Annotated in this window: 15 protein-coding genes; 3 read left to right on the top strand and 12 right to left on the bottom strand. The window is 68.6% G+C overall.

Annotated elements, in window-relative coordinates; all coding sequences use genetic code 11:
- Nucleotides 1-106: 106 nt before the first annotated feature.
- The 3 genes from acnB to SLW55_RS14130 are packed head-to-tail and all read right to left on the bottom strand — an operon-like array spanning nucleotide 107 to nucleotide 3,418.
- Entirely contained in the window at nucleotides 107-2,698 is a 2,592-nt protein-coding gene (gene acnB / locus SLW55_RS14140) for a bifunctional aconitate hydratase 2/2-methylisocitrate dehydratase (protein WP_152245898.1), read from the bottom strand.
- Between the two features lie 52 nt (nucleotides 2,699-2,750).
- Entirely contained in the window at nucleotides 2,751-3,158 is a 408-nt protein-coding gene (locus SLW55_RS14135) for a type II toxin-antitoxin system VapC family toxin (RefSeq protein WP_017908728.1), read from the bottom strand.
- The gene (locus tag SLW55_RS14130; RefSeq protein WP_010343322.1) at nucleotides 3,155-3,418 is read right to left on the bottom strand and encodes an AbrB/MazE/SpoVT family DNA-binding domain-containing protein; all 264 of its coding nucleotides are present in this window, start codon (nucleotides 3,416-3,418) and stop codon (nucleotides 3,155-3,157) included. The genes SLW55_RS14135 and SLW55_RS14130 overlap by 4 nt, the downstream gene beginning before the upstream one ends.
- A gap of 149 nt (nucleotides 3,419-3,567) precedes the next feature.
- Between SLW55_RS14130 and acnA the strand changes: the two genes are divergently transcribed.
- From acnA to SLW55_RS14115, 3 genes are all read left to right on the top strand, one after another.
- Nucleotides 3,568-6,327: an aconitate hydratase AcnA gene (gene acnA, locus SLW55_RS14125; protein ID WP_320745315.1), complete on the top strand. Its 2,760-nt coding sequence runs from the start codon at nucleotides 3,568-3,570 to the stop codon at nucleotides 6,325-6,327.
- Between the two features lie 665 nt (nucleotides 6,328-6,992).
- Nucleotides 6,993-8,678 carry a long-chain fatty acid--CoA ligase gene (locus SLW55_RS14120; RefSeq protein ID WP_320745314.1) on the top strand — a complete coding sequence of 562 codons (1,686 nt, stop codon included), beginning with the start codon at nucleotides 6,993-6,995 and terminating at the stop codon, nucleotides 8,676-8,678.
- Nucleotides 8,679-8,827: 149 nt separating this feature from the next.
- Nucleotides 8,828-9,700 carry a crotonase/enoyl-CoA hydratase family protein gene (locus SLW55_RS14115; RefSeq protein WP_267084377.1) on the top strand — a complete coding sequence of 291 codons (873 nt, stop codon included), beginning with the start codon at nucleotides 8,828-8,830 and terminating at the stop codon, nucleotides 9,698-9,700.
- Nucleotides 9,701-9,753: 53 nt separating this feature from the next.
- Here the strand turns inward: SLW55_RS14115 and SLW55_RS14110 are convergent, their stop codons facing one another.
- From SLW55_RS14110 to greA, 9 genes are all read right to left on the bottom strand, one after another.
- Nucleotides 9,754-11,937: an ATP-binding protein gene (locus tag SLW55_RS14110; protein ID WP_267099501.1), complete on the bottom strand. Its 2,184-nt coding sequence runs from the start codon at nucleotides 11,935-11,937 to the stop codon at nucleotides 9,754-9,756.
- A gap of 1 nt (nucleotide 11,938) precedes the next feature.
- Nucleotides 11,939-13,075, bottom strand: a complete 1,137-nt coding sequence (locus SLW55_RS14105) for a two-component system response regulator (protein WP_043086876.1) — start codon at nucleotides 13,073-13,075, stop codon at nucleotides 11,939-11,941.
- A 147-nt stretch (nucleotides 13,076-13,222) separates the two neighbouring features.
- Nucleotides 13,223-14,740 carry a lysine--tRNA ligase gene (gene lysS, locus SLW55_RS14100; protein WP_267099500.1) on the bottom strand — a complete coding sequence of 506 codons (1,518 nt, stop codon included), beginning with the start codon at nucleotides 14,738-14,740 and terminating at the stop codon, nucleotides 13,223-13,225.
- Between the two features lie 94 nt (nucleotides 14,741-14,834).
- A protein-coding gene (prfB, locus tag SLW55_RS14095) for a peptide chain release factor 2 (protein WP_100224025.1) occupies nucleotides 14,835-15,960 on the bottom strand; the annotation gives its coding sequence in 2 pieces (ribosomal slippage) (nucleotides 14,835-15,884 and nucleotides 15,886-15,960; 1,125 coding nt in all).
- Nucleotides 15,961-16,028: 68 nt separating this feature from the next.
- Nucleotides 16,029-16,925: a LytTR family DNA-binding domain-containing protein gene (locus SLW55_RS14090; RefSeq protein WP_026143995.1), complete on the bottom strand. Its 897-nt coding sequence runs from the start codon at nucleotides 16,923-16,925 to the stop codon at nucleotides 16,029-16,031.
- A gap of 50 nt (nucleotides 16,926-16,975) precedes the next feature.
- The gene (locus SLW55_RS14085) at nucleotides 16,976-19,909 is read right to left on the bottom strand and encodes a VIT domain-containing protein (protein ID WP_267099499.1); all 2,934 of its coding nucleotides are present in this window, start codon (nucleotides 19,907-19,909) and stop codon (nucleotides 16,976-16,978) included.
- Between the two features lie 314 nt (nucleotides 19,910-20,223).
- Nucleotides 20,224-21,957, bottom strand: coding sequence for a single-stranded-DNA-specific exonuclease RecJ (gene recJ, locus SLW55_RS14080; protein WP_320745313.1), 1,734 nt, complete (start codon nucleotides 21,955-21,957; stop codon nucleotides 20,224-20,226).
- Nucleotides 21,954-22,874, bottom strand: coding sequence for a phosphoglycerate mutase (locus tag SLW55_RS14075; RefSeq protein WP_152237822.1), 921 nt, complete (start codon nucleotides 22,872-22,874; stop codon nucleotides 21,954-21,956). Before SLW55_RS14075 ends, recJ begins: the two co-directional genes overlap by 4 nt.
- Nucleotides 22,875-22,878: 4 nt before the next feature.
- Nucleotides 22,879-23,343 carry a transcription elongation factor GreA gene (gene greA / locus SLW55_RS14070; RefSeq protein ID WP_026143501.1) on the bottom strand — a complete coding sequence of 155 codons (465 nt, stop codon included), beginning with the start codon at nucleotides 23,341-23,343 and terminating at the stop codon, nucleotides 22,879-22,881.
- Between the last annotated feature and the right edge of the window lie 8 nt (nucleotides 23,344-23,351).

Here is a 23,351-nt window from a genome sequence, read left to right as displayed (position 1 = left end):
GTACCCACCACAGGCACCACCAACGAAAAAGCCCGGCAGTGCCGGGCCTCTTCGTTGCGACCGTGCCGCATGGGCGGCACGTCGCATCAGCGCATCGCCGGGGCGATCAGGCCGCGACCGTCGCGGCCACGTCCTGGTAGTCCTGGATCTGATCGAAGTTCATGTAGCGATAGATCTGTTCGCCACTTGTCTTGATCACGCCCACGTCGGCCATGTACTCGTCCTTGGTCGGGATCCGGCCCAGGCGCGAGCAGATCGCCGCCAGTTCCGCCGAACCCAGGTACACGTTGGTGTTGCGGCCCAGGCGGTTGGGGAAGTTGCGGGTGGAGGTCGAGAACACCGTGGCGCCCTCGCGCGCCTGCGCCTGGTTGCCCATGCACAGCGAGCAGCCCGGCATTTCCATGCGCGCGCCGGCGGCGCCGAAGGTGCCGTAGTGGCCTTCCTTGGTCAGCTCCGAGGCGTCCATCTTGGTCGGCGGCGCGACCCACAGGCGGGTCGGGATGTCGCGCTTGCCTTCCAGCAGCTTGGCCGCGGCACGGAAGTGGCCGATGTTGGTCATGCACGAGCCGATGAACACTTCGTCGATCGCCGCACCGGCGACGTCGGACAGGGTCTTCACGTCGTCCGGGTCGTTCGGGCAGGCCACGATTGGCTCGTGGATGTCGGCCAGATCGATCTCGATCACCGCCGCGTACTCGGCGTCGGCATCGGGCTCGAGCAGCTGCGGGTCGGCCAGCCACTCCTCCATCTTCTTGATCCGCCGCGCCAGCGAACGCGCGTCGGCATAGCCTTCGGCGATCATCCACTTCAGCAGGGTGATGTTGCTGGTCAGGTACTCGACGATCGGTTCCTTGTTCAGGCGCACCGTGCAGCCGGCGGCCGACCGCTCGGCGGAGGCATCGGACAGTTCGAACGCCTGCTCCACCTTCAGCTCCGGCAGGCCTTCGATCTCCAGGATGCGGCCGGAGAAGATGTTCTTCTTGCCCTGCTTGGCCACGGTCAGCAGGCCCTGCTTGATCGCGTACAGCGGAATCGCGTTGACCAGATCGCGCAGGGTCACGCCCGGCTGCATCTGCCCCTTGAAGCGCACCAGCACGCTCTCGGGCATGTCCAGCGGCATGACGCCGGTGGCGGCGGCGAAGGCCACCAGGCCGGAACCGGCCGGGAACGAAATGCCGATCGGGAAGCGGGTGTGCGAGTCGCCGCCGGTGCCGACGGTGTCGGGCAGCAGCATGCGGTTGAGCCAGCTGTGGATCACGCCGTCGCCCGGACGCAGCGACACGCCGCCGCGGGTGGAGATGAACTCCGGCAGGGTGTGGTGGGTCTTGACGTCCACCGGCTTCGGATACGCCGCGGTGTGGCAGAACGACTGCATCACCAGGTCGGCGGAGAAGCCCAGGCAGGCCAGGTCCTTCAGCTCGTCGCGGGTCATCGGGCCGGTGGTGTCCTGCGAACCCACCGAGGTCATCTTCGGTTCGCAGTAGGTGCCCGGGCGCATGCCCTGGCCTTCCGGCAGGCCGCAGGCGCGGCCGACCATCTTCTGCGCCAGCGAGAAGCCCTTGCCGGTGTCCGGCGGGTCCATCGGCAGGCGGAACAGGGTGGAGGCCGGCAGGCCCAGGAACTCGCGCGCCTTGGCGGTGAGGCCGCGACCGACGATCAGCGGGATGCGGCCGCCGGCGCGCACTTCGTCGAACAGCACGTCCGACTTCATCGCGAACTCGGCGATCACCTGCCCGTTCTTCAGCGCCTTGCCCTCGTACGGACGCAGTTCGACCACGTCGCCGTGCTCCATCTGCGACACGTCCAGCTCGATCGGCAGCGCGCCGGCGTCTTCCATGGTGTTGTAGAAGATCGGCGCGATCTTCGACCCCAGGCACACGCCGCCGAAGCGCTTGTTGGGGATGTACGGGATGTCCTCGCCGGTCCACCACAGCACCGAGTTGGTCGCCGACTTGCGCGAGGAACCGGTGCCGACCACGTCGCCGACGTAGGCGACCAGGTGGCCCTTGGCCTTGAGGTCGGCGATGGCCTGGATCGGGCCGCGCTTGCCGTCTTCTTCCGGCTCGAACGGCGCGCCGTCGCGCTTGTTCTTCAGCATCGCCAGCGCGTGCAGCGGGATGTCCGGGCGGGTGGTGGCGTCCGGCGCCGGCGACAGGTCGTCGGTGTTGGTCTCGCCCGGCACCTTGAACACGGTGATGGTCAGGCTCTGCGGCACTTCCGGCTTGCTGGTGAACCACTCGGCCTCGGCCCAGCTCTGCAGCACGGCCTTGGCGTGCGCATTGCCGGCCTCGGCCTTTTCCTGCACGTCGTGGAAGGCGTCGAAGATCAGCAGCGTGTGCTTGAGGCCCTCGGCGGCGACGGCGCCCAGCTCGGCGTTGTCCAGCAGCTCGACCAGCGGATGGATGTTGTAGCCGCCGAGCATGGTGCCCAGCAGCTCGGTGGCGCGGGTGGGCGAGATCAGCGGGGTCTTCTCGCTGCCGAAGGCGACCGCGGCCAGGTACGAGGCCTTGACCTTGGCGGCGTCGTCGACGCCGGCCGGCACGCGCTGGCTCAGCAGCTCGACCAGGAACTGCTCCTCGCCGGCCGGCGGGTTCTTCAGCAGTTCGATGACCTGCGCGGTCTGCTGCGCGCTCAGCGGCAGCGGCGGGATTCCGAGCGCGGCGCGCTCTGCAACGTGGTGGCGATAGGCTTCCAACATGCGGGTTCTCCGGAAAAATACGGTGGGGATGTGCGGCAGCGGCGGCGCGGCGTCAGCCGGCAGGCTTGGGGACGATGATCTTCAGGCCTTTGAAGTAATCGCGGAAAAAACGGTCGTCGTGGGTGATCAGGCCATCGCATTGCAGCAGCGCATGCGCACCGATCAGGAAATCGGCCACCACCCGCTCGCGCTTGCCGCCACGGGCGCGGAAGCGGCGCTGCATCTCGCCGGCGCGCAAGGCCGACTTGGCCTCCAGCGCGCTGAAGCGGATGCTCATGTCCTCCAGCACCGACAAGGCCTCGGCGCCGTCGCGCAGCGCGCTGCAGACCTCGGCCAGGACGATGTCGCAGACCACCACCGGGCCGGTGCTCAGGCACTGGCGCAGGCAGGCTTCGGTGGCGTCGGCCTGCGGGCCGTCGGCCAGCAGGTCCACCAGCACGGACGAGTCGATGGCGATCATGCGCCTGCGTCGGGCTCGGGTTCGAACGGATCGCCCGGGGCACGGCCGCGGATGGCGCGCATCGCCTCGTCGGTGCTGGCGAAGCCGTCGAGCTTGAAGCGGCCGCGGGCGCGCGAGATGGCATCGTCCACGCTCTTGCGCAGGATGATCCGGCCGCCATCCAGTTCCACCTTCAGGATGGTGCCCTTGCTCAGGCCCAGCGCATCGCGCACGGCCTTCGGCAGGGTGATCTGACCGCGTTCGGCGACAGTGGCTTCCATCGGGCGGGCTCCACAAGGTATGTACGAATTTTACATACTTGAAGCGTCATACTCAAGCCCGCATACAGCGGCGGTCACACCTGCCATACACACTGAATCGGTCAGAATGACCGCAGTCCCTACAGCCGCGACGCCATAGGAGTTCCGTGATGAGCGATTCCTTTTCCACCCGCGCCTCGCTCGAGGTCAACGGCCAACGCTACGCCTACTACAGCCTGCCCAAGCTCGCCGAGCGCTTCGATATCGCCCGCCTGCCCTACTCGCTGAAGATCCTGCTGGAAAACCTGTTGCGCCACGAAGACGGCGGCGTGACCGTGGGCAAGGACCACATCGAGGCAGTGGCCAAGTGGGATCCCAAGGCCGAACCCGACACCGAGATCGCCTTCATGCCGGCGCGCGTGGTGCTGCAGGACTTCACCGGCGTGCCCTGCGTGGTCGACCTGGCGGCGATGCGCGATGCGGTGGTCAAGCTCGGCGGACGCCCGGAGCAGATCAACCCGCTGATCCCCTCGGAACTGGTGATCGACCACTCGGTGCAGGTGGACGTGTTCGGCAAGCCCGACGCGCTGGATCTCAACGGCAAGATCGAATTCCAGCGCAACAAGGAACGCTACGGCTTCCTGCGCTGGGGCCAGAAGGCCTTCGACAACTTCAAGGTGGTGCCGCCGAACACCGGCATCGTGCACCAGGTCAACCTGGAGCACCTGGCGCGGGTGGTGATGACCGGCGAGCGCGACGGCGAGGCGATCGCCTACCCGGACACCGTGTTCGGCACCGACAGCCACACCACCATGATCAACGGCATCGGCGTGCTCGGCTGGGGCGTGGGCGGCATCGAGGCGGAAGCGGCGATGCTCGGCCAGCCTTCGTCGATGCTGATCCCGCAGGTGGTGGGCTTCAAGCTCACCGGCAAGCTGCCCGAAGGCGCCACCGCCACCGACCTGGTGCTGACGGTGACGCAGATGCTGCGCAAGCACGGCGTGGTCGGCAAGTTCGTCGAGTTCTTCGGCGACGGCCTGCAGCACCTGCCGCTGGCCGACCGCGCCACCATCGGCAACATGGCGCCCGAGTACGGCGCCACCTGCGGCATCTTCCCGATCGACGCCGAATCGCTGACCTATCTGCGCCTGTCCGGGCGCAGCGAGGAGCAGATCGCGCTGGTCGAGGCCTACGCCAAGGCGCAGGGCCTGTGGCACGACGCCGACAGCGCGCATGCCGAGTACAGCGCGGTCCTGGAACTGGACATGGGCGACGTCAAGCCGTCGCTGGCCGGTCCCAAGCGCCCGCAGGACCGCGTGCTGCTGGAAGACATGCAGCTCAACTACCGCGACAGCCTGGTGCCGTTCGCCGACGCGCGCGCCAAGCGCCGCAGCGATGCCGTGCAGGAAGACCGGCTCAAGAACGAAGGCGGCGGCGGCACTGCGGTCGGCGCCCAGGCGGCGCATGCGCAGGACGCCGAGGCCAGCGGCGCCGGCTGGCAGCTGCGCGACGGCGCGGTGGTGATCGCGGCGATCACCTCCTGCACCAACACCTCCAACCCGGCGGTGATGCTCGGCGCCGGCCTGCTCGCGCGCAATGCCGTGGCCAAGGGCCTGAAGGCGCAGCCGTGGGTCAAGACCTCGCTCGGGCCGGGTTCGCTGGTGGTCACCGACTACCTGAAGAAGGCCGGGGTCATGCGCGACCTGGAACAGCTCGGCTTCTACGTGGTCGGCTATGGCTGCACCACCTGCATCGGCAACTCCGGCCCGCTGCCCGAGGACGTGTCCGCGGCGATCGCCCAGGACGACCTGGTGGTGGCCTCGGTGCTGTCGGGCAACCGCAACTTCGAAGGCCGCGTGCATCCGGAAGTGAAGATGAACTACCTGGCCTCGCCGCCGCTGGTGGTCGCCTACGCCATCGCCGGCACCACCGACATCGACCTGACGCGCGACCCGCTGGGCACCGGCAGCGACGGCCAGCCGGTGTACCTGCGCGACATCTGGCCGAGCAACAAGGAGATCGGCGACACCATCGCCGCCACGGTCGGCCCGGAGATGTTCAAGCAGAACTACGCCGACGTGTTCAAGGGCGACAGCCGCTGGAACACCATCGCCTCGCCCGACGGCGAGCTGTACGCCTGGGACGGCGCCTCCACCTACATCAAGAACCCGCCCTACTTCGACGGCATGACCATGCAGGTCGGCCGCATCGAGGACGTGCATGGCGCGCGCGTGCTGGGCCTGTTCGGCGATTCGATCACCACCGACCACATCTCCCCGGCCGGCAACATCAAGAAGGACTCGCCGGCGGGCCGCTTCCTGCAGGAGCGCGGCGTGCAGCCGGCCGACTTCAACAGCTACGGCAGCCGCCGCGGCAACGACGACGTCATGGTCCGCGGCACCTTCGCCAACATCCGCATCAAGAACCTGATGTTCGGCGGCGAGGAAGGCGGCAACACCCTGTACCACCCGCCCGGTGGCGGCCAGCCGGAAAAGCTGGCGATCTACGACGCGGCGATGAAGTACAAGGCCGACGGCGTGCCGCTGGTGGTGATCGGCGGCAAGGAGTACGGCACCGGCTCCTCGCGCGACTGGGCAGCCAAGGGCACCAACCTGCTTGGGGTCAAGGCCGTGATCGCCGAGAGCTTCGAACGCATCCACCGCTCCAACCTGGTCGGCATGGGCGTGCTGCCGCTGCAGTTCCTCGACGGCCAGAACGCGCAGAGCCTGGGCCTGGACGGCTCGGAAGTCTTCGAGATCACCGGCCTGCAGGACGGCGCCAGCAAGCGCGCCAAGGTCGTCGCGACCAAGGCCGACGGCAGTGCGCAGTCCTTCGAGGTGGCAGTCATGCTGCTGACCCCGAAGGAAGTGGAGTACTTCCGCCACGGCGGCCTGCTGCAGTACGTGCTGCGGCAGTTGGCTGCGCGCTGACCGGCCCTGCGCTTTCCGGCAGCGGAAACCCGGCCCCCGCGCCTGCGCGGGGGCTCTGTCGGGACGCTTGAACCTGCGATTCGCTTGTTCGCGCGCCCGCGTCGTGGCCACAGTGAATTGCTGCAGTACCTGCGTCCCCAGTGGCTGCGCACTGATGCACCTTGCAGTCTGTGCGAACCACTGGCGGCATGCGCTCTAAAAGCAAAGGCTTTCGCCTTGCGGCGAGTTACTTTTCTTTGCTTGTGCAAAGAAAAGTAACCAAAAGAAAGCACACCCTGCCTCGCGCCCTCCGCGCTGCGCGCTCCGGGTCCGCGTCCATCACGGGGATCCGCGGAAGGGGCATCCTGCCCCTGCCGCGGACGGCGCACATCCCTGTGCGCCGCCCTTCGGGTGTTTCCCCGCGATGGCCGCCGCTTCGGAAGGGAACCCGGTACGGCAACAGCAACGGCAACAGCAACGGCAACGGCAAAAGCAGCGTTGCTGGCGTCCAGGCGGTCATCGCTCTTCGGCATTCCTCACAGAACCGTCACCCAAAGGCACCAGTCCACCGGCATTCGGTGCTCTCCCCTGTTCGCCTTTTCCCTACGGAACGGTATGCTGCCGTTGCCGGTTCTAGCGGATACTGTCCGTACAGAGCCCAACAATACGTTTCCTGGAGGGGGAATATGAGTCTGGATCGTCCGTGGTTGCAGAGTTATCCGGCCGGCGTTGGCGCCGACATCGATGTCGAGGAATACCGCTCCGTCGCCGCCGTCTTCGAAAGCTCCGTGGCCAAGTTCGGCGACCGCCCCGCCTACAGCAACTTCGGCAAGACCCTGACCTACCGCGAGGCCGGCGAACTGGCCCGGCAATTCGCCGGCTACCTGCTGGGCGAACTGCAGCTCAAGAAAGGCGACCGCGTCGCCCTGATGATGCCCAACTGCCTGCAGTACCCCATCGCCACCTTCGGCGTGCTGCTGGCCGGCATGACCGTGGTCAACGTCAATCCCCTGTACACCCCGCGCGAACTGCGCCACCAGCTGATCGACTCCGGCGCCAGCGCCCTGGTGGTGATCGACAACTTCGGTACCACCGTGCAGGAAGTGCTCGCCGATACCCCCGTCAAACAGGTCATCACCACCGGCCTGGGCGACATGCTGGGCTTCCCCAAGGGCCCGCTGGTCAACTTCGTGCTGAAGTACGTCAAGAAGCTGGTGCCGGACTACGACATCCCCAACGCGATCCGCTTCCGCGACGCGCTGACCCTGGGCCGCCTGCACACGCTGCCTCAGATCGACATCGAACCGGACGACATCGCCTTCCTGCAGTACACCGGCGGCACCACCGGCGTGGCCAAGGGCGCGATGCTGACCCACCGCAATCTGGTCGCCAACATGCTGCAGGCCGGCGCCTGGATCTCGGCGACCGGCAAGCTGGAGGAAGGCAAGGAAGTCATCATCACCGCGCTGCCGCTGTACCACATCTTCGCGCTGACCGCGAACGGGCTGGTCTTCATGAAGCTCGGCGGGCTCAACCACCTGATCAGCAATCCGCGCGACATGCCGGGCTTCGTCAAGGAGCTGCAGAAGACCCGCTTCACCGCCTTCACCGGCGTCAACACCCTGTTCAACGGCCTGCTCAACACCCCCGGCTTCGACAAGGTGGATTTCTCCTCGCTGAAGTTCACCCTCGGCGGCGGCATGGCGGTGCAACGCGCGGTGGCCGAGCGCTGGAAGCAGGTCACCGGGGTCACCCTGGTCGAAGCCTACGGCCTCACCGAGACCTCGCCGGCGGCCTGCATCAACCCGCTGACCCTGACCGAATACAACGGCGCGATCGGCCTGCCGATCCCGTCCACCGACGCCTGCGTCAAGGACGACCAGGGCCAGGTCCTCGCCCATGGCGAGGTCGGCGAGCTGTGCATCCGCGGGCCGCAGGTGATGAAGGGCTATTGGCGCCGTCCGGAGGAAACCGCCAGCGCCATCGACGCCGACGGCTGGCTGCACACCGGCGACATGGCGCGGATGGATCCGCAGGGCTTCTTCTACATCGTGGACCGCAAGAAGGACATGATCCTGGTGTCCGGCTTCAACGTGTATCCGAACGAGGTCGAGGACGTCATCGCGATGATGCCCGGCGTGCTGGAAGTGGCCGCGGTCGGCGTGCCGGACGAAAAATCCGGCGAGGCGGTCAAGGTGGTGATCGTGAAGAAGGACCCCAACCTGACCGCCGAGGAGGTGAAGGCGCACGCCCGCGCCAACCTCACCGGCTACAAGCATCCGCGCATCGTCGAGTTCCGCAAGGAGTTGCCCAAGACCAACGTGGGCAAGATCCTGCGGCGCGAACTGCGCGACGCGCCGCCGCCGCAATAAGCAGGTCCGACGGGCGCCCACGCGGCGCCCGTGCAGGCGCTGGCGGGGCGAGTTCCGGCCGCGGCACCCGGGTGTAGCATCCGCCGGGTGGAAACGCACTCGCCCGCTGCGCCACGCCATCTCCGCGGGCGTCTTTCCGAGAGCCCGCCATGAGCACGATCGACACGCTGCCCCGTACCCGCGCCTACTCCAGCATCCGCATCGATGCGGACGGCGACGACGATAGCCATTGGCTGTACATGCATGCAGGCAGCGCCGCGAAGCAGCGGCCCTGCTTCCATCCCACCTTGATGCGCGAGATGCACAGCTACCTCGCCTCGATCAGCCAGCCTGGCAGCCTGGCGTCGGCGAGATTGGGCAGTCTGGTGCTGGCGTCCGATGGCAGCGCGTTCAACCTTGGCGGGGATCTGGAACTGTTCGGCCATTACATCCGCCGCCGCGATCGCGCCGGCCTGATGGCCTACGCGACAAGCTGCATCGATGGCGTACATCGTTTTCACGAAGGGCTCGGCGGCAATTTCCGCACCATCGCCCTGTTGCAGGGTGATGCCCTCGGCGGTGGACTGGAAATGGCGTTGTCGTGCCATGTGATCGTGGCCGAAGAGGATGTCGGCATGGGTCTGCCGGAAATCATGTTCGGCCTGTTTCCGGGTATGGGTGCGTATTCGTTTCTCAGTCGCCGCATCGCGCCGCATGCCGCGGAGAAGCTCATCCTGGGAGGCCATGTCTTCAGCAGCCAGGAGATGCATGCCATGGGCATCGTCGACGTGCTTGTCCCCAAGGGCCAGGGCAAGGACGCGGTGCACGATCTGATCCAGCAACAGCGGCGCGCGCCCCTGGCGCATCTGGCAATGAATGCAATGCGCAACGTGGTGCAGCCGGTGCGCCGCGAAGAACTGCTGGCGGTGACGGAGATCTGGGTGGATGCGGCGCTGGCCCTTGGCGAAAAGTCGCTACGGATCATGGATCGGCTGGTACGCGCCCAGGTCCGGCGCGCCCAAGCCGGCGTGGTCGCCGCCTGAGCACGGCATGCTGCCGGCAATGAGGGATGACCCGGCTCAGCGCCGGGCCTTCCTCAGCGCAGTTCGCCGTCCTGTACGGCGCTCTGCCGGGCGCGCAGTTCCAGGGCTTCGCGGCCTTCGGTCAGGCTGGCGTTGAGCGCCATCAAGCGCGGGCGCCACTCGCTGCGCACCTGCCATTCCGGCATCTGCATCAGTTCCCCACCGAGACTGGCGAGCCGGATCAGTCCGAGATTGCTGGCAACACCCTTGATCGCATGCGCATGTTCGCGCAGGCGATCCCAATGCTCGGCCTCACCGGCGATCTGCATGCCGCCAAGGCAGCCCTCGGCATCGTTGAGGCATTGCGAGATGAATTCGCGCTCGAAGCCGTCGCCCATGCCAAGCCCGGCGAGTTCGTCCAGGACCGACGAATCCAGAACGCCCTCGCTCGACACCGCGCTCTGCCGCACCGTGCTCGTCTCGCTGCCGACGCGCAAGCGCCCCTCCATCGCGATGTCGGAGAGCGTGTCCAGCAGGCGATTGGCCACCACCGGCTTGGCCAGAAACGTCCGGGCACCGGCTTGCTCGCAGCGCTGGATCGACTCGGGAGTGACGTCGGCGCTGAGCACTACGACGGGGGTGCGCGGCCCGCCGGCCTGCATCACCCGCAATTGCCGCAACATGTCCAGCCCGCTCATGCCGGGCATGTGCAGGTCGACGATCACCGCATCGAATTCGCTTTCGGCCAATGCATCCAGCACCGCCTCGGCGCCGTCCACGCAAATGGCACGATGGCCGGCCTTCTGCAGCATGCGCTGCAGCACCATGCGATTGGCGGCGTGGTCGTCGGCGACCAGGATACGCATGCCGCGCACCCGCGCGCGGTGGCGCAGGAACGGATCGGAGAACGCGATGACGTTGCCGCTGGTATCGATCTCCTCGGCGACCGCCGACACGCTGGCCGCCGGCGCCCCGAGGTCCGTCGACGCCGGTACCGCCGCGGCCACGAACGGCAGTTCGAACCAAAAATGGCTGCCGTGCGGTGCGTTCTCCTGATAGCCGATACTGCCCCCCATCGCTTCGACCAGGCCCTTGGCGATCGTGGTGCCCAGGCCGCTGCCTTCGTAGCGGCGCGCGAGGCCGACGTCGGCCTGTTCGAATGCCTCGAACAGGCGCGGCCGCATCTCCGGCGTCACCCCGATCCCGGTATCGACGATGTCGAAACTCAGGCGTTTCGGCTGTCCCTGCTCGTTCTTGTGCAGGCGAACCCGGATATCGACCCGGCCGGTCTCGGTGAACTTGATCGCGTTGCCGGCCAGGTTCAGCAGCACCTGGCGCAGATGGCCCGGATCGCCGGAAAGATAGTCCGGCACGTCCGGCGCGACATCCACCTGGTAGGCCAGGCGCTTGGCCCGTGCCTGCGGCTGCAGGATCAGGCTGATCCCTTCCAGGGTTTCGCGCAGCGAGAAATCGCGCTTGTCGAGCCGGAGCTTGCCGGCCTCAATCGCGGAGATATCCAGCACTTCCTCGACCAGCGACAGCAGGCTACGCGCGGAAGCCTGGATGGTATTGACGCACTCGCGCTGCTCGGCGTCCAGTCGCGTGGTCGCCAGCACCTCGGTCATGCCCGACAGACCATTCAACGGAGTGCGGAACTCATGGCTCATGTTGGCCAGGAAGCGACTCTTGGCCTCGCTGGCGCGGCGCGCCTCGGCGGTGGTGCTGGTCAATTGTCGCAACAGCCCGGACAGGTATAGCGGAATGGCGGCGAGACCGACCAGCAAGCCGATACCCAGGCCGCGATTGGCGATCCAGTAGTCACTGGTCATCAGCGTGATGCTGAAACTGGCCACTGCCATGGCCACGGCCAGGTACAGATAACGGTTCCCGTAGCGCAGCCCGTTGCCGATGGTGACCCACATGATGACCACGTAGATGCAGGCCATCGGTTCGCCGATCGCACTCATCGCCATCGACATGAGTCCGTAGTCGGCGACCATGCCGATGATCCGGCGCACGTCAGAGCGCTGCGGCCGGGCCAGGATCCAGCTCATCAAGGCCAGAGCCACGGCCTGCGAGATCAGGGTCAGGCCGATGACATAGGCGCGCTGCCGCGGGGCGATGTCCCAACCGTGCGAGAACGACAGTTCGTACGCCAGGATCAGCGCGACCATGCAGATACGGACGAACGCCTGGCCGTGCTCGGTATCCTTGCGCTCCGCGAACCGTTGCCGCACCCACGTGATCGCCGAGGTCATGTCAGACTCCTGGTCGCGCCGAGGCGGTGGAGAATTTCTCGCAGATCACCTGCAACTGCTCGCGGCCGCGGAACAGCGCGTCCACGCAGCGCGGGTCGAACAGGCGGCCGCGCTGGGCGTAGAGATAGGCCAGCGTCGCATCCATGGTCCAGGCTTCCTTGTAGGGGCGCGGCGAGATCAGCGCGTCGAACACGTCGGCGACCGCCACGATCCGCGCTTCCAGCGGAATCGCCTCGCCGACCAGGCCGTCCGGGTAGCCGCTGCCGTCGTAGCGCTCATGGTGGCGCAGGGCGATCAGCGCGCCGACCTGGATGAAACGGTTCTGGCTGCCGCTGAGCAGTTCGTAGCCGATGCGCGGGTGCATGCGCATCACCGCCATCTCGTCCTCGTTGAGCTTGCCCGGCTTGAGCAGCACCGCGTCGGGAATGGCGATCTTGCCCATGTCGTGCAGGCTCGCGGCCATCTCGATGACCCGCACCTCGTCCTCGGACAGGCCCAGTTGCTCGGCGATCAGCCCGGCCACGTGCGCCATGCGTTCCAGGTAGGCGCTGGTACCGACGTCGCGGTACTCGATGGCCCGCGCCAGCCGCGACAGGGTCTCGCGCTCGCGTTCCTCGACCTCGCGCATGCTGGCCAGCAGGCGCTGCTCCAGCGACATCGCGCGCTGCTTGATGTTCTCGCTCTGCAGCCGCAGCTGCAGCAGGTTGTGGCAACGCGCGCGCAGCTCGCGCGGGCGGATCGGCTTGACCAGGAAGTCGATCACCCCCGCTTCCAGCGCCGCCTGGCGGATCGGCTCGTCGCCGACCACGGTGATCAGGATGATCGGGATGTCGCGGTGCTTGGGCAGCCGGCGCAGGCGCCGCGCGAACTCCAGCCCGTCCATGCCCGGCATGCGGTAGTCGAGCAGCAACAGGTCGACCTTGCCGGCCTCGCACCAGGCCAGCGCGGCCTGCGAGTCGCCGAAGTCGCGCACGGTCAGTTCCGGGGCGATGTCCTCGATGACATGCCTCAGCATCGTCCGCGCGGAGGTCTGATCGTCGACGATGACGATGTTCAAACGATTGTCGCTTCCGTCCGCCCAGTGGAGACGGTCCCCGTTCGAGGACGCGCCGGAGAGGCTCATGCTGGCATCATGCATCTGCAATCCTCCGCCCGTCGCATCTGCGCGGGCTGCTGAGACGACAACGGGAACGCGCCGACGCTGACTCACCCCGGCCCGTCCACCTCACTTCCTTTTGCGTGCAACGCCTGGTGCAAGAACCGCGCCACCTCGTCCGCGGCTAGGTTAAGCCTCCGGACGCATGTACGGAAACAGCAGCACGTCACGAATCGAGCTGCTGCCGGTGAGCAACATTACCAGTCGGTCGATGCCGATGCCCAGGCCGCCGGTCGGCGGCAGCCCGACTTCCAGCGCCCGGATGTAGTCGGCGTCGAAGTGCATGGCCTCGTCGTCCCCCCCGTCCTTCGCCGCGACCTGAGCCTGGAACCGCGCCGCCTGGTCTTCCGGGTCGTTGAGCTCGGAGAAGCCGTTGGCGATTTCCTTGCCGTTGATGAACAGCTCGAAGCGGTCGGTGTAGCCCGGCTCGGTGTCGCTGGAGCGGGCCAGCGGCGACACCTCGACCGGGTGGTCGGTGATGAAGGTCGGCTGGATCAGGGTGTGCTCGACGGTGGCCTCGAAGATCTCCAGCAGCAGCTTGCCCCAGCCGTAGGACGGCTTGGTGCGGATCTTCAGCCGCTCGCAGTGGCGCAGCAGGGCCTCGCGGTCGGTGCAGTCGGCGGCGCTGATCTCCGGGTTGTGGTGGCGCACCGCCTCGTCCATGCGCCAGCGGCGGAACGCCGGCGCCAGGTCGATGTCGGCGCCGTCCCAGTGCACCTGGGTGGTGCCCAGCACCTCGCGGGCGACGTCGCGGATGACGTTCTCGGTCAGGTCCATCACCTCGTGGTACGTGGCGTAGGCCTCGTACAGCTCCATCATGGTGAATTCCGGATTGTGCCGGGTGCTGACGCCTTCGTTGCGGAAATTGCGGTTGATTTCGTAGACCCGTTCCAGGCCGCCGACCACCAGGCGCTTCAGGTACAGCTCCGGGGCCACCCGCAGGTACAGGTCCAGGTCCAGGGCGTTGTGGTGGGTGGTGAACGGCTTGGCCGTGGCGCCGCCGGGGATGTAGTGCATCATCGGCGTCTCCACTTCCAGGAAGCGGCGCGCGTCCAGCCAGGCGCGCATGGCGCGGATGATCTTGGAGCGCTTGACGAACACCTCGCGCGCCTCCGGCGACACGATCAGGTCAACGTAGCGCTGGCGGTAGCGCTGCTCCACGTCCGACAGACCGTGCCACTTGTCCGGCAGCGGCCGCAGCGCCTTGGTCAGCAGCCGCAGGCCAGTGGCCTTGACCGACAGCTCGCCGGTCTTGGTGCGGGTCAGCCCGCCTTCCACGCCGATGATGTCGCCGATGTCCCAGCCCTTGAAGGCGTCGTAGGCCTCGCCCAGGGCGTTGGCCTGCAGGAACAGCTGGATGCGCCCGGACTCGTCCTGCAGTTGCACGAAGCTGGCCTTGCCCATCACCCGCTTGGCCAGAAGGCGCCCGGCCAGGCGCAGGCTGCGGCCCTGGGCCTCCAGCACCTCGGCGGTCCAGCGCTCGGTGTCGGCGAACTCGGCCTGCAGATCGCCGGCGAAGTCGCTGCGGCGGAAATCGTTCGGATAGGCCACGCCCTGCGCGCGCAGCGCGGCGAGTTTGGCGCGCCGTTCGGCGATGAGGCTGTTCTCGTCGACGGGAAGGGACGGCGCGGGGGTCTGCTCGGTCATGGGATGGGGGATGCGTGAGGAAGGGAAAGAATGCACCAGCCGGCGGGCCGTGTGCCGCCGCACGGCCTCCGTCGCCAGGACGGAGGCCGCCGGTTCAGGCGTCGCTGCGTTTCGCGCCGGCTTCCAGGCCGGACTTGAGGCTGGCCTCGACGAACTCGTCCAGGTCGCCGTCGAGCACCTTCTGGGTGTCCGAGCGCTCCACGCCGGTGCGCAGATCCTTGATCCGGCTCTGGTCGAGCACGTAGTTGCGGATCTGGCTGCCCCAGCCGATGTCGGACTTGGTCGCCTCCACCGCATCGCGCTCGGCATTGCGCTTCTGGATCTCCAGCTCGTACAGCTTGGCGGCCAGCATCTTCATCGCGTTGTCGCGGTTCTGGTGCTGGCTGCGCCCGGTCTGGCAGGCCACCACGATGCCGGTGGGCACGTGGGTGATGCGCACCGCCGACTCGGTCTTGTTGACGTGCTGGCCACCCGCGCCGGAGGACCGGTACACGTCGGTCTTCAGATCGGCCGGATTGATGTCGATGTCGATGTTGTCGTCCACTTCCGGCGACACGAACACCGAGGTGAAGCTGGTGTGGCGGCGGTTGTCCGAGTCGAACGGCGACTTGCGCACCAGCCGGTGCACGCCGGTCTCGGTCTTCAGCCAGCCGTAGGCGAAGTCGCCCTCCACGCGCAGCGTGGCGGACTTGATCCCGGCCACTTCGCCGCCGGAGACTTCCATCAGCTCGGTCTTCCAGCCGCGCGACTCGCACCAGCGCAGGTACATGCGCAGCAGGATCTCGGCCCAGTCCTGGGCCTCGGTGCCGCCGGCGCCGGCCTGGATGTCGACGAAGGCGTTGCTGGCGTCCATCTGCCCGGAGAACATGCGCTGGAACTCCAGCTTCTCCACCTGCGCCTGGAAGCGGTCGACGTCGGCCAGCACCGCCTGCGCGGTGGCCTCGTCGTTCTCGCTCTCGGCCAGTTCCAGGAATTCCAGCGATTCGTTCAGGCCATCGAGCACGCTGGCGATGCCGCCGACGGTCTTCTCCAGGCTGGCGCGTTCACGGCCCAGGCCCTGGGCGCGCTCGGGGTCGTTCCAGACGTCGGGGCTTTCCAGCTCCCGGGTGACTTCCTCTAGACGCTCCTTCTTGGCGTCGTAGTCAAAGAAACCCCCGTAGCGACAGCACCCGATCGGACAGATCGGCGATGCGGTGGCGAATCGGATTGAGTTCGATCATTGCGGCGTTTCCGGCAGACAAGAGCGCGATTCTAGCAATTCCGGCCGCCGCGCCACAGCGCCGCCGGACTACTCGACGGTCGCCGCCTCGCCCTCCCCAGCCGCCACGCGCAGCGCGGCGCGGTAGCGGCGGCTGCACGGCACCTGGCTGCCGTCGCGCAAGTGCACCCGCGCCTCGCCCGCCTCCAGCGGCTCGATCGAGACCACGCTGGCCAGGTTGACGATGTAGCTGCGGTGGATGCGCACGAACCGCGCCGGGTCCAGCCGCGCCTCGATCGCGGCCATGGTGCTGCGCAGCGGGTAGTCGTGGCCGCGCACGCGCAGGTTGACGTAGTTGCCGGCGGCCTGCAGCCACTCGATGTCGGCCGCGGCGACCAGGAAATCGCGGCCCAGCTTGCGCACCAGGAAGCGCTCCGGCCGTTCCAGCGAGCCCACCGGCGGGCCGGCGTCGGGCGCGCCGAGCAGCGCCGCCTCGCCCTGCCAGCGCCGCAACAGGAACCGGTACATCTCCACGCACAGCGCGATCGAGGCCAGGCTGCGCACGTCCTTGAGGTATTCGTAGGCCAGCCCCTGCGGCCACGGCCCGAAGTCGTACTGCTGGCCCTGCAGGCGGTAGACCAGGCTGCGCAGGGCGACCATTCCCACCACGTGCAGCACCGACAATGCCACGCTGCCCAGCAGGTAGCCCGGCAGCCGGCGCCGCCAGGTGTCCCAGTGCAGCGGGTAGCGCCGGGTCAGCAGCACCACCAGCGGCACGATCAGCAGGAACATCAGTTGGCTGGACCACTCCCAGACCACCGGCTCCCAGGCGGCGAAGTGCAACCCGGTGGTGCGGATGTCGATCAGCACCGTGATGCTGTTGGCGGTGGCGTTGATCAGGGTCAGCGCGACCCAGAAGCCGATCTCGAAACTGCGGCGCCAGGGCTGGAAACGGGAATAGGCGCTGGCGCCGGAGGGGTCTGACATCGGCAAAGTGTAGCGCGCCGGCATGACCGCACCGGCGCGCCATGGGCGGATCAGCGCACGTCGAACTCGCCGACCAGCACCGTCTCCTTGCGCTCGGTCAGGCGCAGCGTCACCTGCTGGTCGCGCTGCGCGGCCGTGCCCCAGCCCGTGCTCAGTTGCAGATGCAAGGTGGTGGCACCGGTGACCAGCGGCTGGCGCTCGCCGAAGAAGTTCGCTTCCACCTTGTACTTGCCGGGCTTGGCGGTGCGCAGCGAGAACTCCTCCGGCCCGTAGCCGCCGGTGAAGTCCGGCGACAGCTGGCCGCCCTGGTAGGTCGCGCGGTTTCCGTAAAAGCAGCGCTCGCCATTGGGGTCGGTCACCCACAGGTCCATGTCGCTGTTGTCGCTGTCCCAGTTCAGCACCACGCGCAGGTCCAGCGGCAGGTTGCGCAGCAGCCGTGGGTCGACGAAGCCGGTGTCCAGCGGCCGCGGCGCCCGCGCCACGATCGCGTTCAGTTCGTTGAGCGCGATCATGCTCACCCCGTCGAAGCGCGTGTCCCAGTCGCGCACCACCACCTGGTACAGCTGCGCGATCGCCGCCTGCGCGTCGCCGCGCGCGGCATAGGCCAGGCCCAGGTCGCGGAAACTCTGCGGCTCCTCTTCGCCCAGCCGCAGCACCTGCTCGAACACCGGCACCGCCAGGTCGGCGCGACCGGCCTGCAGCAGCCGATAGCCGAGCACGCGCAGCACGTGGCGATTTTCCAGTTGCAGCTCTGCCAGGTTGGAGAGCACCCGCAGGGCCAGGTCGCGCTGGCCGCGCTCGAACAGCACATCGGCCACATCCAGGTAGAACGCCACGCTGTCGGCGTGCGCCGCGCGTTCGCTCAGGTACAGCGGATACACCGCGTCCGCTGCGGCCGCACGCAGGCGCCGCGCATACGGCGAATCCGGCTGCCAGGGCTGCACGGCCAGGGAGATCGTGGCCGGAGCCGCCACACGCTCGCGCGCAGTCGCCGACGCGGCCGCGTCGCTGGGCGCGCCGGACGAACCGCCGACGATGTCCAGTTCCAGCGGCGCGAGTGCAGGCGCGGCAGCGGGCATCGGCGCAGGCGCTGCGAGGGCCATGGACCGTTGCGGGCCCGACGGGGTCTGCATGCGCTGGTCGGCAGTGTCAGCGGCGGCGATCGCCACTGGCGGCGCGTCCTTGGGAAAGCGCCGCTGCCACCAGGCGACACGCTGCGCGAACGCTTCGGCGATCGCGTCGATGCGTCGCTTGCGCGTGTCGTCCTGCAGCTTCTGCTGCCGCACCTGCGCACCCGCCACCGCCGCACGCAGCGCCGTGGGCGCCGGGATGCCATAGCGGGCGTAGTCGTCGGCATTCTCCAGCACCAGCAACGAAGTGTCGGCGCTGACCAGCCCGAAGCGCGTCGCCAGCGCCTGGCGGCGCGCGGCCGATCCCTGCGGATCGGCGGACAGGTTGCGCAGCATGGCCCGTGCCCAGGCGCCCGGCACCAGGTCGCCTGGAACTTCCTCCGCCTCGCGCAACGGCAAACTCAGGCGTCGGGTGCTGGCGGCGGTGGCGATCTCCAGGTGCAGCGTCGCATCGGCGCCGAGCAGGCGCCCGGCGATGCGCAGGTAGCCATCGTCGGCGTCGCGCGAATCGGCGACCAGATCGGCGACCAGATCGGCGACCTGGCTACCGTCCAGCGCGACCAGTTCGCCGCCACGCCGCAACAGCCGCTCGCTGGCCAGTTGCACGCCCGGCAGGCCCTGCAATGCGATCGCGCGTCCGCCGCGCGCTTCCGCGATCGCCGCCAGGCGCGCGGCATCGGCGTGCACGCCGGCCGAGTCGATCGCATACAGGCGCTGCCCCGGCGCCAGCGTCGGCATGGTCTGCGCGCCGTAGTTGCCCAGGCCATCGCTGAACAACAGATACTCCTGCACCTGCGCCGCCGGTTGCCAGGCGCCCAGCGCACTGGCGCCGTCGGGCTGCTCGGCCTGCAACGCCACCTTCAGGGCGCTCCAGTCGCCGTTGCGCACCTGGAACCTGCGCGGCGCCGCGGCACGGTCGCGCAGCACGATCAGATCGACCTGGGCAGTGCCGACAGCGGCGAAATAGCGCTGCAGCAAGGCCAGTTCGGCCGGAATGTCGCGCTGCCGTGCCGAACCGGACGCATCCCAGAGCAGGCCGATGCGTTGCGGCAGCGGGCGCGGGCCATGCAGGTCGGCGATCGGCACCAGCGCCTGGAAGTAGCGCTGGCCATCGTGGAGACCGGTCGCCACGCGCGGCGTGGCGCTTGCGCGCAGCGACAGCACGAGCTCCGACGGCAACTGCGCCGGGCTGCCGGACCAGGACGCGGCGTAGCCACCGTCCGCCGTCGGCAGCAGCCGCATGCCGGGCGTCGCCGCGCGTTCATCAGGCGCGGCCTGGGTACTCAGCGCGACCTGCAGCGACCGCGCGCCGACCGCATACGCCAGCGGCAAGCGCCATTGCCAGCCGGCGGCGGTACGCTGTAGCGATTCGCGATAGACCAGGCGCACATGGCGGCTGCCATGCGCCGGCAGCGGGTAGACGCGCAGCCGGAACTGGTTGCCGGCGGTCTGCTCCAGCAGGCCCGGATCCACGCCGCGCCGCTCGACCGCTTCGAACACCTGGCGCCCGCGCGCCTTGGGCACCGGCACCGCGTCGCGCATCTGCCCGTCGACATCCAGGGCGAAACCGCTGAGTTGCTGCCCCTCGCGCAGCGGAAACGTCAGCTGCCCTTCCAGCACGCGCGCGTTGGGATTGAAGAACTCCAGCTCCACCGTGGTTTCGGCCAGGCCAGCGGCGGCATACGCACGCACGGTCGCCGAGCGCAGCTCGACCGGACGTTCGCCGGCGTCGGTGTGCAGCAACGGCGCGACCAATTGCCGCTGCGGCGCGGACTGCGCCCCGACCGGGACCGCGGCGAGTAACGACAACGAAAGCAACAACACGTACACGCTTCTGCGCATGGTGGACGGCATGGATCGCTCCTTGCTGGGACGGTATGGCTTGAACGTCCGCCGTGACGCGATGGGGTTGCTTGTGTGCGTCCAGACTCAGGCGACGCGCAAGCCCTTCTCCCATCGGGAGAGGGGTTGGGGTGAGGGTGCGGCGCAAGGCGCGGCGCTTTGGCGATGCGAGGCTGCGCCCGTACCCTCATCCGCCCCTGCGGAGCACCTTCCCCCAAGAAGGGGGCCATGGTCCCGGCGGGAGAAGGGACCATGGCCCCTCTCCCTCCGGGAGAGGGGTTGGGGTGAGGGTCCGGCACCACGCGCAGCGTCAGACCGCCAACTGCTCAGCCATCCAATGGCAGACAGTGCTCCACCACCAGTTGCACCGCATCGCCGCCGCGGTAGTCGTCGGCGACCAGCCGATAGGCGATGTGCACGCGGCGGCCCGGTTCGCGACCGTGCCAGCCGTTGAAATGGATCGCGTTCAAGGGTTCGGCACGGCCGGGGCAACGCAGGCTCAGCTTGACGTGGCGCTCCTTCAGCAAGCGCCACTGCAGCACCTCGAATTCGCCATCGAACAGCGGCTCGGGGAAGCCCTGCCCCCATGGCCCACCCTGGCGCAGCGCCTCGGCATGGCGGTGGTCGAGTTCGTGCGGCTCCAGCGCGCCGTCGCTGAGCAATTCGGCCTGCAGCAGTTCCGCGTCCAGGCTGGCCAGCGCATGCGCGCGGAACACCTCTTCGAACTCGGCCAGCGCGTCCTGCGGCAGGCTCAGGCCCGCGGCCATGGCATGGCCGCCGAACTTCTCCATCAGGCCCGGCCGCTGCGCCTCCACCGCCGCCATCGCGTCGCGGATGTGGAAGCCGGGGATCGAACGCGCCGAGCCGCGCAACTGGGTGCTGCCCGGCTCGGCCGGGGCGAAGGCGATCACCGGCCGATGCAGGCGGTCCTTCATCTTCGAGGCGACCAGACCGATCACACCGGGATGCCACTGCGCATCGAACAGGCATACCGCCACCGGCGGCTGCTCGGGCGCGGCCAGCAGCGCCTGCGCCACCACCGCTTCGGCCTCGTCGGTCATCTGCTGCTGCACGGCGCGGCGCTCGGCGTTGATCTCTTCCAGCGTCGCGGCGATCGTGCGCGCCTGTTGCGGGTCCTCGCACAGCAACAACTCGATGCCCAGGGCCATATCCTCGAGGCGGCCGGCGGCGTTGAGCCGCGGCGCAAGGGCGAAGCCGATGTCGCTGGCGCTGAGCCGTGCCGGGTCGCGGCCGCTGGCCTCGATCAAGGCGCGCAGGCCGATGCAGCCCTCGCCGCGCTGCAGGCGGCGCAGGCCGGCCGAGACCAGCGCGCGGTTGTTGGGATCCAGCGGCACCAGGTCGGCGACGGTGCCGACCGCGACCAGGTCCAGCAGCACACTCAGGTCCGGCGGTGCCGCCGCGAACGCGCCGCGCACGCGCAGGTGCCGGCGCAAGGCCAGCAGCACGTAAAAGATCACCCCGACGCCGGCCAGCATCTTGCTCGGGAACGCGTCGCCGGCCAGGTTCGGGTCGACGATGGCGTCGGCCGGCGGCAAGGCCGGACCCGGCAGGTGGTGGTCGGTGACCAGCACCTGCCAGCCCAGCGCCTTGGCCGCGGCGACGCCGGCATGGCAGGCGATACCGTGGTCCACCGTCACCAGCAGGTCCGGCTGCAACGGCGCCAGTTCCGCGACCAGCGCCGGCGACAGCCCGTAGCCATGGACCATGCGGTTGGGCACCGCATGCAGCACCTGCGCGGCGCCGAGCAGGCGCAGCCCGCGCACCGCCACTGCGCAGGCGGTGGCGCCGTCGCAATCGAAATCGCCGACCACCAGGATGCGCTTGCCCGCCGCGATGGCTTCGGCCAGCAAGGCCACCGCGGCGTCGATGCCGCTCAGTGCATCCGGCGGCAGCAACTGCGCCAGCTTGGGCTGCGCCAGGCCACTGTCGTGCGCGCCGCGCGCGGCATAGATGCGCCGCAGCAGCGGCAAGGTGGCCTCATGCCACGGGCCGGCCGCGGCCGCCGCGGGCCGCCGCACGATGCGCGCGCTGGAACTCATGCGTCCAGGCGCGACAGCGGTCGCCGCCACAGGCGCCAGCGTTGCGCGGGAGCGATGCGAAAACAGGTGCCGTCCTCGAAATCCAGCTGCAGCTGCTGCAACTCGCCATCGCGCAACGCCTGCAGCAGCGGCTGCACCACCTCGCCGACGAACTGCTCGGGCGCGCGCAACTGGCGCAGGTCGACCAGCGCATCGACCCGCGGCGCCTGCGCATCGGCGACGCCGGCGGCCTGGGCCAGTGCGCGCAACAGCGGATCGCGGCTGCGCACCTGCGCATGCGCAGTGCCGACGGTGGCCGGCAGGCGGCCGCCGCCCCAGAACCACAGCGAATTGATGGCCGGCTGGCCGCGGGCGACGCGTTCGCGGTTCCAGGGATGCTGGTGCAGCACGATCTGCACTTCGGTCAGCAGGGCACGCCAGCGGCGCGCGTCCTCGCCCTGCGGCAGATGATCGAACAGGTCCGCCCCGAGTACCTGCGCCGGTGCCGCGAACACGGGCAGCACGCTGTCGGCCGGCAGGCGCAGGTACCAGCGGGTCGGATCGGGCGCATCCAGGGTCAGCCCGCTCTCGGCGAACACGCCCTGCACCGCCGGCAACAGCGCGTCCAGGTCCACCGCGTCGAGCGGCAGCATGTCGCCATGCGCCATTAGCCGCGCGCCCTGCATGTCCGGCACCACATAGGCGGGATCGGCGCGCAGCCACAGGCCGTCGCCGGCATCGCCGGCGTCCAGTTGGCGGGTCAGCGCCGCGGCCGGCAGCGATGCTTCCGCCAGCACGAAATGGCGGCGCAACTGCGCCTCGCCGCCGGGCGCGGCCTGCGTGCGGTCGGCGCGGCCGAACGCGCGCGCCACCTCGCCGGCCAGCACGGCGCCGGCCAGGCGGACCCGCTCCGGCAACAGCAAGGTGGCGACCGCCATCGGATCAGCCGACGTAGGCGACGCTGACGATCTCGTACTCGCGGCGTCCGGCCGGGGCATCGATGCTGACGCTGTCGCCTTCCATCTTGCCGATCAGCGCACGCGCCAGCGGCGAGGAAATCGCGATCAGGCCGAGCTTGATGTCCGCTTCGAGATCGCCGACCAGCTGGTAGCGCTTCTCTTCGTCGGTCTCCACATCGGCCAGGGTCACGGTGGCGCCGAACACCACCTTGCTGCCGACCGCCAGCTTGCTGACGTCGATGACCTCGGCGTGCGACAGCTCGCTCTCCAGCTGCTTGATGCGGCCTTCGATGAAGCCCTGCTGCTCGCGCGCGGCGTGGTACTCGGCGTTCTCCTTGAGGTCGCCGTGCGCGCGCGCCTCGGCGATCGCGGTGATGACCTCGGGACGCTTGACCGACTTCAGGTGATCCAGTTCCTCGCGCAACCGCTGCGCGCCTTGCATGGTGATCGGGGCTC

The sequence above is a fragment of the Xanthomonas sp. LF06-19 genome (genome assembly GCF_034105425.1).
Lineage (GTDB): Bacteria > Pseudomonadota > Gammaproteobacteria > Xanthomonadales > Xanthomonadaceae > Xanthomonas_A > Xanthomonas_A sontii.
This window is presented reverse-complemented; position numbering and strand designations above follow the sequence as displayed.